Genomic DNA, 17,082 nt, shown 5'->3' on the forward strand with positions numbered 1-17,082 from the left:
TAATACAGTTTACATGAAAAAACAAGACCTGCCTCAGGACGAAAGCAATCTGAAATCGGCAAACATGACCGAAGTCTTGTATGTGACCGATGAGAATGATAATTATACAACCGCCAACAGTATAGGCTGGGATGCTAAAAAAGCAGCCCTTGACGAATCTATGGAGCTTATCCATGAAAGGATTGAAGAAGCCAGACAGAATGTTGCCAATAATGTAGTAAGTCCTATCATTTATTTTATGGAACTGAATAAAATGGATATGCAGGTTCTTGCAGCCTATGTAGGCATGTGGCAATGGCGCGTAAAAAGACATGCAAAACCAAAAATATTTAAGACACTAAGCCAATCCGTACTGAAAAAATATGCCGATGCTTTCGGGATTTCAGTGGATGAATTAAAGAACTTCGACGGGAAATAATGCTAAAACATGGCATAAATAATGCCTCGGTTCATTCCGTCAATGATAAAGATAAAAGCAGCAAATGAAACTTAACTTCGAACACCATCAGACCGCACATTGCGAAAACGGTGTTGCCTCCAATCTGTTACTCAATAAAGGCTTAAAGCTCAGCGAACCCATGATCTTCGGGATCGGTTCCGGACTGTTTTTTGTCTATCTGCCCTTTTTGAAAGTGAATTTTGCACCGGGTTTCAGCTACAGACCGATGCCGGGTGCTATTTTCAGCAAAGCAGCCAAAAGATTGGGAATTAAAATCAAAAGAGAAAAGTTTTCCAATCCCAGAGACGCACAGTCTGCTCTGGAAAGAAACTTAAACCAAAACATTCCTACAGGGCTTCAGGTAGGGGTTTTTAACCTTACCTATTTTCCTGAGGAATATAAATTCCACTTCAATGCCCACAATCTTGTGGTATACGGAAAAGAAGACGGAAAATTCCTGATCAGCGATCCGGTCATGGATTATACCACTAGCCTTACAGAAGCCGAGCTGGAAAAAGTAAGATATGCCAAAGGCGCACTGCCGCCAAAAGGACATATGTACTATCCTACTTATATTCCGGAACATGTCAATCTTGAAGAGGCCATCAGAAAAGGAATTAAAGATACCTGCAAAAATATGCTGGCTCCCGTTCCGCTTATCGGAGTAAAAGCCATGCGATGGGTAGCAAAAAGCATCCCGAAATGGGCTGAAAAGAAAGGAACTAAAGTCACCAATCACTATTTGGGACAGTTGATCAGAATGCAGGAAGAAATTGGTACCGGCGGCGGCGGTTTCAGGTTTATTTACGGTGCATTCCTTCAGGAAGCGGCAGTTATTCTTAAAAATGACGAATTAAAAGAGCTTTCGAAAGAAATCACAGCTATTGGTGACCTTTGGAGAGACTTTGCCGTGGATATTGCCCGTGTGTACAAAAACAGGAATTCAAAAAGCGATATCTACAACAACCTTTCCAAATCCATGCTTCATATTGCTGATCTGGAAGAAGCTTTTTACAAAAAACTGAGAAAAGCGATCTGATATGGCAGAGAATATGATTGAGATTAAAAATCTTTATAAAAAGTATAAGAATGCCGAAGACTTCTCCGTCAACGATATTTCATTGGATATAGAGAAAAATGAGATCTATGGAATTCTCGGACCGAACGGAGCTGGAAAAACCACCCTGATCTCTATGCTTTCCGGATTGATCAAACCGACTTCAGGACAATTCAAAATCAATGGATTATCTCCTCAGAAAGACGGTTTCAAATTAAGACAGATCATTGGAATCGTTCCGCAGGAATATGCCTTATACCCTACTTTAACAGCCAGGGAAAATTTAATGTTTTTTGGAAGCCTGTACGGATTAAGCCATAAAAAATTAAAAAATCCATTGACGAATCCCTGGAAATCATGGGATTATCAAAATTTGCAGATAAACAGGTCGGACAGTTCTCCGGAGGGATGAAACGCCGCTGCAACCTTATTGCAGGAACTCTTCACAATCCAAAGGTTCTGTTTTTGGATGAGCCGACTGTGGGTGTTGATGTTCAATCTAAAAAAGTGATCATCGATTTCTTACAGGAACTGAATAAAAATGGAACGTGTATTATTTACACTTCCCATCACCTTTCCGAGGCGGAAGAGTTCTGTACAAAAATTGCCATTATCGACAGGGGAAGAATCCATGCGGTAGGAACACCGGAAGAATTGGTAGCGCAGATTGCCAATGCTGAAAACCTGGAAGACGTTTTCATTTCATTAACAGGAAAAGAATTAAGAGATGTTGTTGTATAAACTTTGGAGAAGCTTTGTAAAAGAGATCCTTCTTCTGAAGAGGGATATCGGGGGAATCGTGATTATTTTCGTCATGCCGTTACTGCTGATAGTAACCATTACCTTGATCCAGGATTCTACCTTTAAAAACCTTGAAGGCTCAAAGATCCCGATCATTTTTATTGATAATGACCGATCTGAGGTCTCAAAAAACATAAAACACGAGCTGGAAGCCAGTAAAACATTCCAGCTGCTGACCAATTATAATGAAAAATCTGCTCAGGATGCCGTATTTTCAGGAGATTACCAGATGGCTATTGTCATTCCTCAAAATTTAACGAAAGACCTGAATGCCAATATTGACTCCAAAGTTCAGACAATCGTAAGTTCGTTTGGTCTTGAGGGTGATTCTGCAAAGGTTAAAAAAGTGGCTCCAAAAGCAAAAGAAATTCACCTGTACTTTGATCCCGCTACCAATGCAGGATTTAAAAATTCAGTCATGAATTCCGTAAATAAAATGGTCTTTGAGATTGAAAATAAAAAGATCTACAAAGCATTCCAGGAACAGCTGGGAACTGAAGAAAACCTTGAAGAGAACAAAAACCTCATCAGTTTCAAAGAAATCACCCCAAAAAAGGAGCCATGGAAGTCATGCCGAATTCCGTTCAGCATAACGTTCCTGCATGGACACTTTTTGCGATATTTTTTATCGTGGTTCCTTTGTCTATCAATTTAGTTAAAGAAAAAAGCCAGGGTACAAGTGTAAGAGCCAGAATTAGTCCGACACCGTATTTCGTTCATATTTTAGGAAAAACATTTACTTACCTGATCATCTGTATCATTCAGTTCTTACTGATGGTAGCTGTAGGAATCTATCTTTTCCCGTATATGGACCTTCCGGCATTTGATGTTTCAGGAAAAATGTTCCAGCTTCTTGTCGTGACCTTATTTTCCGGTCTTGCGGCTATCGGGTTTGGGGTTTTACTGGGAACCATTGCCGATACACAGGAACAGTCTGCCCCTTTTGGTGCAACTTCTGTGGTGGTTTTGGCCGCCATCGGTGGAATATGGGTTCCTGTATTCTTAATGCCTGAATTCATGCAGACCATAGCCAAATTCTCTCCTATGAACTGGGGACTGAATGCCTATTACGATATTATTTTAAGGAACAGCGGAATCACAGGAATTGCCAAAGAACTTGCCCTACTGTTCGCATTCTATATTGCCATGGTAGCTATTTCTATTTTTTACGAAAGAAAACAAAATGCAGTCTAAAGAAAACATATTAACCTGTACCGAAGAAGTAAGGGTAAGATTCAATGAAACAGATCCGCTGGGAATTGTCTGGCACGGTCATTATATTGTTTATTTTGAAGACGGAAGAGAAGCCTTCGGAAGACAGCATGGACTTACCTATCTTGACATTCAGAATGCCGGATATGTAACGCCTATCGTAAAAAGTACCTGCGAGCATTTTCTTCCTTTAAAATATGGAGAAACATTCAGGATCGTTACCACTTTTGTGAATTCCGTATCTGCCAAACTGATCTATACTTACGAGCTTTTCAATCAGGATAATCAATTGGTTTGCAGTGGAGAAACTATCCAGGTATTCTTGGACAGCAGTGGAAATTTATGCCTTTATAACCCTGATTTTTTCAGGCATGGAAAGATAAAATGGGACTATAATGAAGAAGGAAATCTATATTACAGACTACAACTGCGTCACGCCTTTAGGGTTTGATGTTTCCTCCAACTGGAATAATCTGGTCAAGGGAAATTCAGGTGTAGCCCTCCATAAAGTAATTGAAAACCAGGAAGCCTTTTATGCTTCAATGATTGATACTGAAAAACTTGATAAAGAATTCAACGATAATTTTGAAAATCAGGATTTTACCAGATTGGAGAAAATGTTTCTTCTAAGCTTAAAACCTCTTGTTGAAAAGCACCCAATTACAGAAGAAACTGCCTTTATATTATCCACGACCAAAGGAAACATAAGTTTATTAAAAAACCAGACCGGATTACCGGAAGGCGTTTATCTTTCCAGTTTAGCCCAGAAAATTGCTGATTATTTCGGATTTAAAACAAAACCCATCGTGGTTTCCAATGCCTGCGTTTCAGGGGTAATGGCCATTGCCGTTGCTAAAAATATGATCCTTGCAGGAAAATATGAAGATGCTTTCGTCATTGCAGGCGATGAAGTTTCCGAGTTTGTTATTTCGGGATTCAATTCTTTCCAGGCCATTGGCACGGGACCTTGCAAACCTTACGATAAAAACAGAAACGGGATCAATATCGGGGAAGCTGCGGCGGCGATGTATATCACTTCAGGTCATTTCGAAGGACGAAGTGATGAAGCAATCTCACAAAACGAAAAATTCAGGTTCAAAATCCTTGGAGACTCTGCAGTTAATGATGCCAATCATATTTCCGGACCTTCCAGAACAGGGGACGGACTTTTTGCCAGCATCAAAACCGCCATGACAGAAGCTAATGTTATCCCCGAACAGGTTGATTTTATTTCTGCCCACGGAACTGCCACATTATATAACGACGAAATGGAAGCCATTGCTTTCAACAGAATGGAACTTCAGAATGTTCCGTTGAACAGTATGAAAGGATATTACGGCCATTGCTTAGGCGCTTCCGGACTTCTGGAAAGTATTATATCCATGGAAAGTGCCCGTCATGAAGTGCTTATCCCTTCCAAAAATTTTGAAGAAGAAGGCATTTCCCAGCCATTGAATATCATTAAAGAAAATCAGCCCGCAAAGATTAAATATATTTTAAAAACAGCGTCAGGCTTTGGCGGATGCAATGCGGCGGTTGTTCTGGAAAAATGTTAAATTGAAAATGATGAAGAAAACAGACAGCTGCACCATAGAACACTCAAAAATAACCGTTAACGATGCCCTTATTTTTGAAAGCCAAAGCGAAACATTTCATGACTTTGCCAAAGAAGCATATAAAAGCCTGGAAATCAGCTATCCTAAATTCCACAAAATGGATAACCTGAGCAAACTGGCTTTTCTGGCCGCAGAAATGATCCTAAAAGATGAAGATCACAACAGGACAGCAGTGGTTTTTGCCAACAGATCATCAAGCCTTGATACGGATTTTAAATACCAGGAAAGTATCAATTCGCAGGAAAATTATTTCCCGAGTCCTGCCGTATTTGTGTATACCTTACCGAACATATGTGTAGGCGAGATCAGCATCAAACACAAAATGCAGACGGAAAATGCTTTTTTCGTTTTGGATGAATTTGACGAAAATTTTTTAAACAATTATGCAGAACAAATCCTGCTGTCCGGAAAAGCGGAAAAAGTTCTCTGCGGCTGGACAGAACTTTATCAGGATAATTATAAAGCTTTTGTATATTTGCTAACCTTATAAAAATGTAACAATATAACAGTGTAATAATGTAACAATACTAAATTGGTAAACCGATACATTAATACATTGGTAAATTAAATACTTATGGAAAACCTAAAAACAGAATTGAAGCACAAAATTATTGAAGTCCTTAACCTTGAAGACGTTTCTGTAGAAGAGATCAAAGATACAGATCCGTTATTCGGCGGAGGTCTTGGCCTTGATTCTATCGACGCTTTGGAACTTATTGTTCTTCTTGATAAAGATTATGGAATAAAATTAGCTGACCCGAAAAAAGGAAAGGAAATTTTCCAGTCTATCGATACAATGGCTGCGTTCATTGAAGAAAACAGAACGAAATAAATTAATATACTAATTTAACAGTGTACCAATTGTCAGATTGATACACTGTTACATTATTAAAAACCATGAGCCGAAAAATTGCCATAACAGGAATGGGGATCATTTCTTCCATAGGACATAATGTGGAAGAAAATCTTATTTCGCTGAAAACCGGAAAACACGGAATTTCAGACATTGAAATGTTTGAAACCCGCCATGCCGGATCTATAAAAACAGGCGAAATAAAAAGATCTAATGAAGAACTTGTCCGCCAGCTTCAGCTGCCTGAAGATAATAATGTGACAAGAACCTCTTTATTAGGGATGGTTGCCGCCAAAGAAGCTGTAGAATCTGCCGGGATTACAGATATTAATGCCTATAAAACCGGGTTGATTTCCTCTACCAGCGTAGGCGGAATGGACATCACGGAAAAATATTTCTACTCTTACGAAGACTTTCCTGAAAAGCAAAAATACATCGACTCCCACGATGCCGGCAATTCCTCGCTGGCTATCGCCGATTATCTTGGGCTGAAAGGCATGGTTTCTACCATCAGCACAGCCTGTTCTTCAGCAGCCAATGCTATTATGATGGGGGCAAAGCTCATCAAAAACGGAGTTTTGGACCGAGTTATCGTTGGCGGAACAGATTCTCTTTCAAAATTTACATTGAACGGGTTCAATACGCTGATGATCCTTACAGATTCTTATAACACTCCTTTTGACAATGACAGAAAAGGCTTGAATTTAGGAGAAGCCGCAGCCTACATCGTTCTGGAATCTGATGAGGTGGTAAAAAAAGAAAATAAAAAAGTCCTCGCTTATCTTTCCGGCTATGGTAACGCAAACGATGCCCATCATCAGACCGCTTCGTCAGAAAACGGGCAAGGCGCTTATTTAGCTATGGAGCAGGCATTTAAAGTATCCGGACTGGCAAAAGATGACATCGATTATATCAACGTTCACGGAACGGCTACGCCCAATAATGATTTATCAGAAGGAATTGCCATGATCAGGATCTTTGGTGAAGATCAGGTTCCTGAATTCAGTTCTACCAAAGCTTTTACAGGCCATACTTTGGCAGCAGCGGCTGGAATTGAAGCTGTATTTTCCATTCTGGCCATGCAGCACGGCCTTATTTTCCCCAACCTGAATTTCAAAACAAAAATGCAGGAGTTTGATCTGATTCCTGTTACTGAGCTGAAAGAGAAAAGCATTAACCATGTTCTTTCCAATTCATTCGGTTTCGGAGGCAATTGTTCTACTTTAATTTTTTCAAAATCATGAGTGCGGTATACATCAACAGTGCATCCTGCATCTCTGCACAGGACACTTTAAAAGAGAATTTTTTTCAGGATCTGGTGGTCAAAAACACTGCTCAGATCTTAAAAGCTATAGAACCGAACTATAAAGAATTCATTCCGCCTGCCATGAGCAGAAGAATGTCTAAAACAGTAAAAATGAGTTCCGTAGCTTCCCATTATGCTTTAAAGGAAGCCGGAATTGAACAGCCGGATGCCATTATCGTAGGAACAGGAATGGGATGCTCACAGGATTCAGAAAAGTTCCTGAAAAACGTGATCGATAACAATGAAGAGTTTTTAACTCCTACATTCTTTATTCAATCTACTCACAATACCGTGGCAGGACAGATTGCTTTGGGCCTTCAATGCCATGCGTACAATTTCACATATGTCAACACCTCTTCATCACTGGAATTCTCGTTCCTTGATGCTAAACTACAGATCAATGATGGTGAAGCTGAAAATGTTCTTGCAGGTGCAGCAGATGAGCAGACCGACAGAACTATGGAGCTGTACCGCCTTAACCATACCATCAAAAAAGAAGAAAATCTTCCCGTCAATTATCTGCATTCGGAAACGAATGGGGTGATCTGGGGCGAAGCAGCAGCATTTTTTGTTTTAGGGAAAGATAAAACTGAAAATTCTTACGCAAAACTTAAAGATATTCAAATCATTAACAGACTGGATCTGGAAAAAACACAGTCATTTGTGACGGATTTCCTTGCTAAAAATAATCTGACCAACGAAAACATTGACGCTGTAATCTTAGGTTTCAGCGGAGATGCAAAATCTGATGTGTATTATAACAAAGCAATGGATCTTTTCCAAAATTCAGCTTTACTGTATTACAAACATCTGAGCGGTGAATTCAATACAGCGAGTGGCTTTTCAACTTTTATGGCCTGTCATATCCTGAAAGAACAGCAAATCCCTGAAATTATGATGATTAACTCAGAAAAAAAGACTGAAATTAAAAACATTCTTCTTTATAACAATCTGGCAGGTAGTGATCACAGTTTAGTGTTGCTGGAGAGAGCTTTTTAAGCGTAAAGGGACAAAATGGCAAAAAAGTAAAAAGGCTGAATGGCTAAACAGCTAAGAGGCTAAATTGTTGATTGAAAAACGGCTAAAATTTCCAAAGATGAAACATTATCCATTTATTTTATTTTATCTTTTCTGTAACGTTTTTATTTATGCGTTTCATGGCAGTTTTTGGGTCTATATCGCTTGTTTCCTGGCTTTTTCTGCTGTAGTGGTCTGGGGTTCTTTCGATATCGGCCTTGGCTATTTCGTGAACAGCACTACTCACAAAAGAACAAAAATCAATGAGGTCGCCCTGACTTTTGATGACGGACCTACTGAATTTACACCCCAATTTTTAGATTTACTTAAAGAACATCAGGTAAAAGCCACTTTTTTCTGCATCGGGAAACAGATCGAAAAATATCCTGAAACCTTTCAGAGGATTATTGCAGAAGGCCACACTGTTGGAAACCATACCTATTCACATTCCAATAATACAGGTTTTTTGTCTGCTTCAAAAATGACAGAGGAAATCAGGAAATGTGACGAAGTAATGTTGACAACAGGTAATATACAAAATAGCCTGTACCGTCCTCCTTTCGGGGTTACCAATCCAAGTATTGCCAAAGCTATCAAAAGAACTCATAAAAAAAGCATCGGCTGGAATGTCCGTTCGCTCGATACCATTACAGACGACGAAAAAAGATTTTTAAGAGAGTAACTACAGATCCGAAAAAAGGCAGCATCATCCTTCTTCACGATACCTCTGAAAAGACGTATAACGTATTGGTAGATTTATTGCTATTTTTGAAGGAGAAAAAATACTCGACATTTACAGTCGATTCAATTCTAAAATCAAAGAAAAATGATTAAAAATATTGCTTTTGGAGCATTTTTATTAGTTTCCGGCTTCATTTCTGCACAAATGACGGCGATGTCAGGAGCAGAAGCAAAAGCATTTGTGGCTAAAGTTTCTTCTGAAACCCAGGAGATCAAAACGCTGCAGAGTGATTTTACCCAGACCAAAAAGATGGATTTTCTGGACAAAAATATTGTTACTTACGGTAAAATGTCGCTAAAAACACCCAATATGCTGAGCTGGAGATATACAAAGCCTTACCAGTACAGCATTGTTTTCAAGGACAACAAAATTTTCATTAACGATCAGGGAAAAAAATCTTCTGTGGATGCGAAAAGCAAAACCTTTGAGAAGATTAATAAGCTGATCGTAGGAAGTTCGAACGGGAAAATGTTCAGCGATCCTGAATTTTCCGTTTCCTACTTCAAAAACGGGAACTTCAATGTGGCAAAATTCACCCCGAAATCTGCCCAGCTGCTGAAATATATCAAGCAGATTGAGCTTCATTTCCCTAAGAACCAGTCGACGGTTTCACAAGTGAATATGACGGAAGCTTCAGGTGATACTACCAATATTGTTTTCAAAAATACCAAGATCAATGCCGCAATTGCTGCTTCGGAATTTAGCTTATAGCCTTGTTTTTGTGCTGTTTGTTTCCTGTAAGACCTATAAGCTTACAGATGCAAAACCGGTTCAAAACTCTGAAAAAACAGTAGAAAATCTCTATTTTTCTTCCGGAGAAGACTATGTTTATAAATGCCAGATGGATATTTATAAAAATCACGTCAGCGGAATTCTGATCATCAAAAAGCTGAACGAAACGACTCACCGCGTAGCCATGACCTCAGATTTCGGAAACAAACTGATTGATTTCGAGATTTCTGAGAATGATTTTAAACTGAATTATGTTCTTCCGGATCTGGATAAAAAGATTGTGATTAATTTTTTAAAAACGATTTCCAGCAGCTGCTGAAAAGACAATATCCTGTGAATGAATCTTTTGAAAACGATCATTCTAAAATTTACCTGTCAAAGATTGATAATAAAGCCTATTACCTGTTTTTCAATAAGGAAAACAATCTTCTGAAAGAGATTATTTATACCAGAAACAATAAGGAAAAAATCGATTTTACTTTTGAGGCAAAAAAACATATCTTCGCGGATAGCTTAAACCTGCAACATAAGGACTTTAAGATCAATATAAAACTATTTCAGATAACCGAAAACGAACAGAATTAACATGAAAAAGCCTCTTTCTTATCACAGTCCCTTTATTATACATTTAACATGAAAAAATAGCATTATGCAAACCATTCTTACAGACTTTTACACTTTAGAATCTTATGAAAAGGGAGAAAACGGAAGTTTCACTGCCCATATTCATCTGAATAAGGATCATGATATTTTTAAAGGCCACTTTCCGGGAAATCCGGTAACGCCGGGAGTCTGTATGATGCAGATTGTAAAGGAACTTACAGAAGAGTTTACAGGTTCCAAACTATTCCTGAAAACAGCTTCCAATGTAAAATTCATGGCGATTATCAATCCTTTCGAGACCCCGGACCTGAAACTCCAACTGGATATTACTGAAAATGAAGAAGATGTTAAAGTAAAAAATACAACTTCTTTTGGCGAGACTATTGCATTAAAAATGTCAGTAAGCTATAAAAAATAATTTATGAAACTTTTCCTATCCCTCATCACCGCTTTTATTTTTTTCTTTCAAAGTGATTTAGAAGCCTTAAGAAACAGCTATGCAAAGGCCAATTCGTCCAATGCCAACACTGAAGCCTTTATTAACCTTGCTGAAAAGCAGTCGGGCTCGGATGCTGTAACAACAGGCTATAAGGCAGCAGCTAAAATCATGGAAGCCAAGATTGCCAAAAAGGACAGGAAAGCACTTGTAAAAAGCGGAGCCACCAGCCTTGAGAGTATTATCAAAAGTAATCCGAATAACATAGAGCTGAGAGTAATCAGATTAAGTGTTCAGGAAAATATTCCGAAAATAGTCGGATACAGAAGCAGTATGAAAGATGATAAAGCATTCCTGATCAATAACTACAGCAAGCAGAATTCAGCCCTGAAAAGCTATGTGAAAAAATTCGCAATGCAGTCCAAATCCTTTACAGATACAGAAAGAGCTTCCCTAAAATAAAACCATGACCCTTCCTGAAGTACAAAATGCAATTTCTGAAAAGAAGATCTGCGTTTTAATACCGACCTATAATAATGAAAAAACTCTGAAAAGAGTGATAGACGGCGTGCTGGACTACACCGGAAGCATTATTGTAGTCAATGATGGTTCTACAGATTCCACTCTGCAAATATTATCCCAATATGACCGGATAACGGTGATCTCCCTGCCTGAGAACAAAGGCAAAGGTAACGGGCTTAAAATCGGCTTCAGAAAGGCTAAGGAACTGGGTTATCACTATGCGATTACCATTGATTCCGACGGGCAGCATTATCCCGATGATATTCCTGTATTCGTAGAAGCACTGCTCCAGGAAAAAGAGGATGTACTGCTTATCGGAAACCGGAACATGTCACAGGACGGAATCCCGAAAAAAGCAGCTTTGGAAACAGGTTTTCCAACTTCTGGTTCTGGTTCGAGACCGGAATAAAACTTGAAGATACCCAATCCGGTTACAGATTGTATCCTCTGCTGAGAATTCCTAAGAAATATTTTACTCCAAAATTTGAATTTGAGATTGAGATTATTGTAAGAACAGCCTGGAGGCACGTTCCTGTAAAGAATGTCCCGGTAAAGGTTTTGTATGATCCGGCAGAGAGGGTTTCCCATTTCAGGCCGTTCAAAGATTTTACACGGATCAGCATTCTGAATACGATTTTGGTGACCATCACTCTGCTCTATATTATTCCGAGAAACTTCGTGAATAATTTCAAAAAAAAAGCTTTAAAAGGTTCATAAAGGAAGACGTACTGGAAAGTGATGGCAGCAACCGTACAAAGGCTTTTTCAATAGCCCTCGGCGTTTTTATAGGGCTTTCTCCTTTCTGGGGATTCCATACCTTGCTTGTTATCTCGTTATCTGTCCTTTTTAAGCTGAATAAAGTGCTGGCGTTTATTGCGTCCAACGTAAGTCTTCCACCTTTCATTCCTTTCGTCATTGCGGCATCCCTGTTTCTGGGCTCTCCTTTTGTACATGGCGACAGTAATATTTTAAACAGTGAACTGAATTTTGAGCTGATTAAAAATAATCTTCTTCAGTACGTGATTGGGAGTGCTATTCTGGCTACTTCAATGTCTGCCCTTTGTGGAATAGCAACCTTTCTTTTCCTGAATAAACTAAACCCGGAGAACAATTAACCGGAACGAAAATACTCCTGTTTTTTAATAAGAAATCATTACTTAAAGACAACATCCGAAAAAGATAACGGACTCATAACCATGGTCACAAATATGGCAAGAATGACTAAAACCAATTGATACTGATAGTAGGTTTTTGCTTCATCTTCTTCTTTTGTCTCAAAGGTAAATTTGATCTTCTCCGGCTTCCTTATAATAAGCCAGATAAAAGCTAAAATGATAAGGTTCAATACAACAGGAGCAAAAAGAAACAATTTGCTTCCAAACCCATCATTCTTTCCTCCGTATCCATGGATGGGAATGATATCAGGAATGGAACTGTATCTTGTAAACAGATAAGCAGTGTAAGCGATAATGATTATAAAAGGAACGCAGAATAGCAGTTTTACATGTTTGGGGATCATTTTAATTTCTTTAGCGTTTTTTTAAGGTACTTTTCCACATTCTGCCTGTCCGGAACGGTGGTAATTTCTTTTGTAAGAGCCTTTTCAAACTCAGTTTTGGCTTTCGCAAATTCATTTATTCCAAAGTAATATCTCCCGGCCTGATAATAGACCAGCCAGAAATCCGGATTCATTGATTGATAATAGGAAATAAAATCATCTTTTAATACGATATTCTTATGATCGATGGCATTATTCACTTCCGCCCCCAGTTTTTTGGATATTTCATAATGATGGTATTCCTCTGAATCTGCAAAGGGATCTCTGCCGATATTAAGTGCCGTTTTTGCCTGTAAACTTTCCTCTGCTTTTTTGTCCGAAAAGATCTCATTCAGATCATAACACACAAATTCTCCCAGCTGATAGGGATTTGAGGAAACCCAAACCAGTCTTTTTTCAGGAGAAAAAATAACCGCATGATGGGCCAGCAGCTGATTGATCGCTTTTTCATTTCCGTATCCTATTTTTTCACCTTTCAAACCTGATTTATCACGTAAAATGGCAGCCATTTTTTCAGGGTTCAGTTTTTTATTCTCCTGAAGAAGTTCCTGGAGCTTTTCATAACGGTATTGGGAATGACTTTCTATAATGTGCTTTTGGTTCCTTTTATCATCTTTGTAAGCTTCGGACTGAAAATGATTGGTACAGAAAACCCGGCTGGTATTTTCCACTTTATACACTCCGAAGTTTTTAGGCGAAACTTCAATAATTACAGCATTTTTATCTTGTGCACTGCCCACCAGAATAGATTCCGAGACGAAAACTTTTCTTTTTTTAGCAATTGCAATGGCTTCGTCAATATTCTTTGCATACTGCAGAATTTCCCGTGTTACCAGAGAAATCGGGGTTTTGGCAGTCAAAGGAATTTTAGATTTCCCGGCATTGATCGTTACGGTAATTCCTTCTTTATTCATCCCGGAAACTACACCGATCATTCCTGGCCAGCTTACAGACATATAGGGAATTCCGGTTTCCGGTTCTACAAATTCGACCAGCTTATTTTTAGCAAAATCGTCTCCAACATAGAAATCGAAATTTCTTCCGATGAGGAGATCCCCGTCTTCCGTATTTTCATTCCAGACAGCCAGCGAAGTACATCCTACCATAGCAAGATCCTGCATAGCATGCCCAATATCGTGAGCTCCGTGAAGATAAAGGCTCCGAAGGTATTTTGGAGCAATAAAATTGTACTTATCTGAGGAATATTGGGACAGTCCGTATAGTTCCGCCTGGTAATCTTCCCTAACGTTCAGGTACATTTTCCTGTTATACCATTTCAGGAACCCGCGAAGCAGTTTCTGTTTAAATTTTGAAGGAACAAAACCTTCCACTTTTGAGAAGAATATTTCTTCCTGTTTCTGCATCAGGTTTTGGGTTAAAGCTCCGTTGTTATATCCAAGCTGTAAAGGATTTCCTTTGATATAAAGCTCCCAGATCTGCTGCTTATTTTTGGTTAAATAATTCCGGTTGAAACTGAATGTAGAATCGTTGATCCTGTTCACTTCCGGAGTTTCCAGAGCATATGTGCTGGTATCGGGAATATGATGGATGGATTTTGAGACTCCACATGAAACAAGGGAAAGGATAAGGAAAAACTGAATTCCCCGGAACAAGGCGGTAAGTCTGTTATTTTTTCTCATGAGTATTGATCATTTGTTTCAAACGGCCGTCTATCAGTTCTTTTCCCAGGATTTCCGCACAGGTATTGAAAGCTCCGATCGTTACTCCCAGAATTCCATGCATATTCACAGATTGGCCTGTCAGAAACAGGTTATCAATTTTTGTCCTTGGAGAAACCATCGTTTTCAGCGGATTATCTGAGTTTTTCATGTAACCGTACATATTTCCTTCAAAGCTGCCGATATAATCCCTGTAAGACAGTGGCGATGAAGTATAAATGCTTTTTATGGAATGTCTGAGGTTGGGAATTTTCCTTTCCAGAGCGGTAATCATTTTTTCTGCCTTTTCTAACTTGAACTGTTCATATTTTAACCCTCTTTCATGCTCATCGGCAACGGTATTTACAGTTTCTTCCCAGGCTTTCACCTCTTCAAAATCCATATAAGAGATCGCTGTAAGACTTTCAGCATAATCGGGATGGTATTTTGATGGCGTGGAGGAAAGCATGTAGGTTTCCGGCCAGTTTTCCTTGCTGTAGCGGAATGCCTTCCATATCATTTCTTCTGACGAATAGTGGTAAATATTATAATTGAAGTTCGGGAATGATTGTGGTTTCAGGACCAGATAAACACTGAAGCACGATGAAACGGGTTCCCAGCTCAAGACCCTGTTCAGAAAGGATTTCCTAAGCTTTTCTTCACCGATTAACTTAATAAAGGAACGTATTTCTATATTGGAAATGAATTTTTTCGCTGTATATTCCTTTCCTTCTTTTGTTTTTACGGAAGATAAGACTCCGGTTTCATTGAAAATAAATTCAGAAACCTCGGAATGCTTATGTACCTCTGCGCTATGCTCACGAAGCTTTTTAATGAGCAGTTTTGTGATCTGGCTTCCTCCTTTTACACATTTGTAAGCACTTTGAATATAAGAATTTACCGTCAGTGCGTGAACGTAAAACGGAATATTTTCAGAGTCGCCACCATATAAAAAATTGGAGCCCAGCAATACTGCCTGCAGCTTTTTGTCCTGGGTAACAGATTCTATAAATCTTTTGGTATTCAGGTGGAGAATTTCTTCATTGTAGCTTTCTTTCCCGACTACCTGATATCTTGGAAACTGGGCACATACATACTGGATTTCTTCACAATAGCTTTCTAAATTTTGTCTTTCGTTAGGGAAATGGGCCGCCAGCTGCTCTACAAAATTTTCATAGCCCTGCGCATGAGGATATTCAATGTTTTCATCACCAAAAGAGATCTTATCGTAGCTGTCTTCATCCATTTTATGCAGCTTCAGATCGTCCATAATTCCGAGATACGAAAAGAACTGATGAAGATTCTGTCCTTTTGAAAGACCACCCAGATAATGAACTCCGGTATCAAAGATGAGCTTCTCTCTTGAAAATGTCTGGAGATTTCCGCCGTACTGGTTGTTTTTTTCCAGGACACAGACTTTCAGGCCTTCTTTGGCCAAAATAAGAGCCGAAACAAGACCTCCCAATCCGCTGCCGATCACAAGTATGTCGTATTCTTTTTTCAAAAGAGGAAAAGTGTGTGTGTTTTTATTTTTACCGGAAATTCAGGTTTGGGAAAACGGTGCAAACCGTATCACATTTTCTGAATTGCCGGATGATTTGAGTTTATTAATTAGTTTTCGTTGTTAAAATTAGAAAAATTAATCAATATCATCCCAAAAATCAAAATAATTGAACCATTGAAGCGGATATTTTCTGATCATGGTTTCAAGATTCTGTACGTAGGAATTGAGAAGTCCCTGAGAATCACGATTTTTAATATTTTTCGCCACTCTTGCGTATAAGTGGTAATGCAGATTCTTTTCTTTCATCACATACACATAGACCACGGGAACGCCAAGTCGTGAGGCAATGAGGAAAGGACCGGCCGGAAATCTGGCACTTTTGCCCAAAAGGTCCGCTTCAAGATATTTTGAACCTTCAAAATAACGGTCTCCTGTAAAGCAGATCAGCTCATTATTGGACAAAGCCTGATTGATCTCAAAAATATGGGACATATCATCTTTGACGTAAATGAATTTGATATTGCTCTGTTTTATGGCAACACTTTCCAGGTATTCTTTGATTACGGTTACTTCCTGATCTGTGGTCACCAGATTGATCTGGCAGTCGAAATCGATATCTGCAAAGAAATGTTCTGCGATTTCAAAATTCCCGATGTGGGCGCTGATAAGCACTCCGCCTTTTTTTCAGCGAGAAGGCTGGTAAGGTTTTCAACACCATCAAATTCGTAGGTGTATTTTTCCCTTAAGCCGGCAGAAATTGCAGTTTTATCAATCAGTATTTTTCCGAAGGTAAAATAGCTTTTGAAGACGGAAGCCTTTGATTTCCAATATCCATAGCCCAGTCTTTTCTGAAAATAATAAAAGATGTAGCGGTTGCTTTTTTTAAGGAATAAAAAATAATAGGAAGCTACAAAATACAGGACAAAATATGAACTGCGTATGCCGATATTTCTAATGCACCAAACGAATATTTTATATCCCGTTATGGTTCCTTTAGATTTACCTTTCCACTTGTTCATAAGTACA

Annotated in this window: 16 protein-coding genes and 5 pseudogenes; 17 read left to right on the forward strand and 4 right to left on the reverse strand. The window is 38.9% G+C overall.

Going from position 1 to position 17,082, the window contains the following annotated elements:
- Positions 1-13 precede the first annotated feature (13 nt).
- The 17 genes and pseudogenes from DarG (at position 14) to N4G44_RS00260 (ending at position 12,451) form a co-directional block, all read left to right on the forward strand.
- Positions 14-418: a flexirubin biosynthesis protein DarG gene (gene DarG / locus N4G44_RS00180; RefSeq protein WP_474924097.1), complete on the forward strand. Its 405-nt coding sequence runs from the start codon at positions 14-16 to the stop codon at positions 416-418.
- A 64-nt stretch (positions 419-482) separates the two neighbouring features.
- Positions 483-1,478, forward strand: coding sequence for a BtrH-related acyltransferase DarH (darH, locus tag N4G44_RS00185; RefSeq protein WP_474924098.1), 996 nt, complete (start codon positions 483-485; stop codon positions 1,476-1,478).
- 1 nt (position 1,479) lies between these two features.
- Positions 1,480-2,237 (forward strand): annotated as a pseudogene (locus tag N4G44_RS00190) (ABC transporter ATP-binding protein).
- A complete protein-coding gene (locus N4G44_RS00195; protein WP_474924100.1) occupies positions 2,224-2,952 on the forward strand; it encodes an ABC transporter permease in 729 nt (242 codons plus the stop codon). The pseudogene N4G44_RS00190 and the gene N4G44_RS00195 overlap by 14 nt, the downstream one beginning before the upstream one ends.
- Positions 2,868-3,491, forward strand: coding sequence for an ABC transporter permease (locus tag N4G44_RS00200; protein WP_474924102.1), 624 nt, complete (start codon positions 2,868-2,870; stop codon positions 3,489-3,491). The genes N4G44_RS00195 and N4G44_RS00200 overlap by 85 nt, the downstream gene beginning before the upstream one ends.
- Positions 3,481-3,905: pseudogene (locus tag N4G44_RS00205) on the forward strand (acyl-CoA thioesterase). Before N4G44_RS00200 ends, N4G44_RS00205 begins: the two are co-directional and overlap by 11 nt.
- On the forward strand, positions 3,905-5,065 hold the full coding sequence (locus N4G44_RS00210) for a beta-ketoacyl synthase N-terminal-like domain-containing protein (protein WP_474924104.1): 1,161 nt from the start codon (positions 3,905-3,907) through the stop codon (positions 5,063-5,065). Before N4G44_RS00205 ends, N4G44_RS00210 begins: the two are co-directional and overlap by 1 nt.
- A gap of 7 nt (positions 5,066-5,072) precedes the next feature.
- Positions 5,073-5,615 carry a 3-oxoacyl-ACP synthase gene (locus N4G44_RS00215; RefSeq protein WP_474924107.1) on the forward strand — a complete coding sequence of 181 codons (543 nt, stop codon included), beginning with the start codon at positions 5,073-5,075 and terminating at the stop codon, positions 5,613-5,615.
- A gap of 84 nt (positions 5,616-5,699) precedes the next feature.
- Positions 5,700-5,957, forward strand: coding sequence for a phosphopantetheine-binding protein (locus N4G44_RS00220; protein WP_111958661.1), 258 nt, complete (start codon positions 5,700-5,702; stop codon positions 5,955-5,957).
- Positions 5,958-6,022: 65 nt separating this feature from the next.
- A complete protein-coding gene (locus N4G44_RS00225) occupies positions 6,023-7,222 on the forward strand; it encodes a beta-ketoacyl-[acyl-carrier-protein] synthase family protein (RefSeq protein WP_474924109.1) in 1,200 nt (399 codons plus the stop codon).
- The gene (locus N4G44_RS00230) at positions 7,219-8,283 is read left to right on the forward strand and encodes a beta-ketoacyl synthase N-terminal-like domain-containing protein (protein ID WP_474924111.1); all 1,065 of its coding nucleotides are present in this window, start codon (positions 7,219-7,221) and stop codon (positions 8,281-8,283) included. Before N4G44_RS00225 ends, N4G44_RS00230 begins: the two co-directional genes overlap by 4 nt.
- 97 nt (positions 8,284-8,380) lie before the next feature.
- A complete protein-coding gene (locus tag N4G44_RS00235; RefSeq protein WP_474924113.1) occupies positions 8,381-8,983 on the forward strand; it encodes a polysaccharide deacetylase family protein in 603 nt (200 codons plus the stop codon).
- Positions 8,984-9,127: 144 nt separating this feature from the next.
- The gene (gene lolA2, locus N4G44_RS00240; protein WP_474924115.1) at positions 9,128-9,754 is read left to right on the forward strand and encodes a flexirubin biosynthesis/transport protein LolA2; all 627 of its coding nucleotides are present in this window, start codon (positions 9,128-9,130) and stop codon (positions 9,752-9,754) included.
- Positions 9,720-10,360 (forward strand): annotated as a pseudogene (gene lolB2, locus N4G44_RS00245) (flexirubin biosynthesis protein LolB2). Before lolA2 ends, lolB2 begins: the two are co-directional and overlap by 35 nt.
- Before the next feature lie 64 nt (positions 10,361-10,424).
- A complete protein-coding gene (locus N4G44_RS00250; RefSeq protein ID WP_474924116.1) occupies positions 10,425-10,796 on the forward strand; it encodes an ApeI family dehydratase in 372 nt (123 codons plus the stop codon).
- 3 nt (positions 10,797-10,799) lie between these two features.
- Positions 10,800-11,276, forward strand: coding sequence for a hypothetical protein (locus N4G44_RS00255; protein ID WP_474924118.1), 477 nt, complete (start codon positions 10,800-10,802; stop codon positions 11,274-11,276).
- A 4-nt stretch (positions 11,277-11,280) separates the two neighbouring features.
- Positions 11,281-12,451, forward strand: a pseudogene (locus N4G44_RS00260) (DUF2062 domain-containing protein).
- Positions 12,452-12,489: 38 nt separating this feature from the next.
- Here the strand turns inward: N4G44_RS00260 and N4G44_RS00265 are convergent.
- The 4 genes and pseudogenes from N4G44_RS00265 to N4G44_RS00280 form a co-directional block, all read right to left on the reverse strand.
- Entirely contained in the window at positions 12,490-12,855 is a 366-nt protein-coding gene (locus N4G44_RS00265) for a DUF1648 domain-containing protein (protein WP_474924119.1), read from the reverse strand.
- On the reverse strand, positions 12,852-14,534 hold the full coding sequence (locus tag N4G44_RS00270; RefSeq protein WP_474924121.1) for a C45 family autoproteolytic acyltransferase/hydolase: 1,683 nt from the start codon (positions 14,532-14,534) through the stop codon (positions 12,852-12,854). The genes N4G44_RS00265 and N4G44_RS00270 overlap by 4 nt, the downstream gene beginning before the upstream one ends.
- Positions 14,521-16,056, reverse strand: a complete 1,536-nt coding sequence (locus tag N4G44_RS00275) for a phytoene desaturase family protein (RefSeq protein WP_474924123.1) — start codon at positions 16,054-16,056, stop codon at positions 14,521-14,523. Before N4G44_RS00275 ends, N4G44_RS00270 begins: the two co-directional genes overlap by 14 nt.
- 135 nt (positions 16,057-16,191) lie before the next feature.
- Positions 16,192-17,075 (reverse strand): annotated as a pseudogene (locus tag N4G44_RS00280) (LpxL/LpxP family acyltransferase).
- Positions 17,076-17,082 lie beyond the last annotated feature (7 nt).

This window comes from Chryseobacterium sp. GTID13 (assembly GCF_056172655.1).

Coding starts and splice junctions, on each gene's coding strand:
- DarG (WP_474924097.1), top strand. CDS start 14: ATGAAAAAACAAGACCTGCCTCAGGACGAAAGCAATCTGAAATCGGCA.
- darH (WP_474924098.1), top strand. CDS start 483: ATGAAACTTAACTTCGAACACCATCAGACCGCACATTGCGAAAACGGT.
- N4G44_RS00195 (WP_474924100.1), top strand. CDS start 2,224: ATGTTGTTGTATAAACTTTGGAGAAGCTTTGTAAAAGAGATCCTTCTT.
- N4G44_RS00200 (WP_474924102.1), top strand. CDS start 2,868: ATGCCGAATTCCGTTCAGCATAACGTTCCTGCATGGACACTTTTTGCG.
- N4G44_RS00210 (WP_474924104.1), top strand. CDS start 3,905: ATGAAGAAGGAAATCTATATTACAGACTACAACTGCGTCACGCCTTTA.
- N4G44_RS00215 (WP_474924107.1), top strand. CDS start 5,073: ATGATGAAGAAAACAGACAGCTGCACCATAGAACACTCAAAAATAACC.
- N4G44_RS00220 (WP_111958661.1), top strand. CDS start 5,700: ATGGAAAACCTAAAAACAGAATTGAAGCACAAAATTATTGAAGTCCTT.
- N4G44_RS00225 (WP_474924109.1), top strand. CDS start 6,023: ATGAGCCGAAAAATTGCCATAACAGGAATGGGGATCATTTCTTCCATA.
- N4G44_RS00230 (WP_474924111.1), top strand. CDS start 7,219: ATGAGTGCGGTATACATCAACAGTGCATCCTGCATCTCTGCACAGGAC.
- N4G44_RS00235 (WP_474924113.1), top strand. CDS start 8,381: ATGAAACATTATCCATTTATTTTATTTTATCTTTTCTGTAACGTTTTT.
- lolA2 (WP_474924115.1), top strand. CDS start 9,128: ATGATTAAAAATATTGCTTTTGGAGCATTTTTATTAGTTTCCGGCTTC.
- N4G44_RS00250 (WP_474924116.1), top strand. CDS start 10,425: ATGCAAACCATTCTTACAGACTTTTACACTTTAGAATCTTATGAAAAG.
- N4G44_RS00255 (WP_474924118.1), top strand. CDS start 10,800: ATGAAACTTTTCCTATCCCTCATCACCGCTTTTATTTTTTTCTTTCAA.
- N4G44_RS00265 (WP_474924119.1), bottom strand. CDS start 12,855: ATGATCCCCAAACATGTAAAACTGCTATTCTGCGTTCCTTTTATAATC.
- N4G44_RS00270 (WP_474924121.1), bottom strand. CDS start 14,534: ATGAGAAAAAATAACAGACTTACCGCCTTGTTCCGGGGAATTCAGTTT.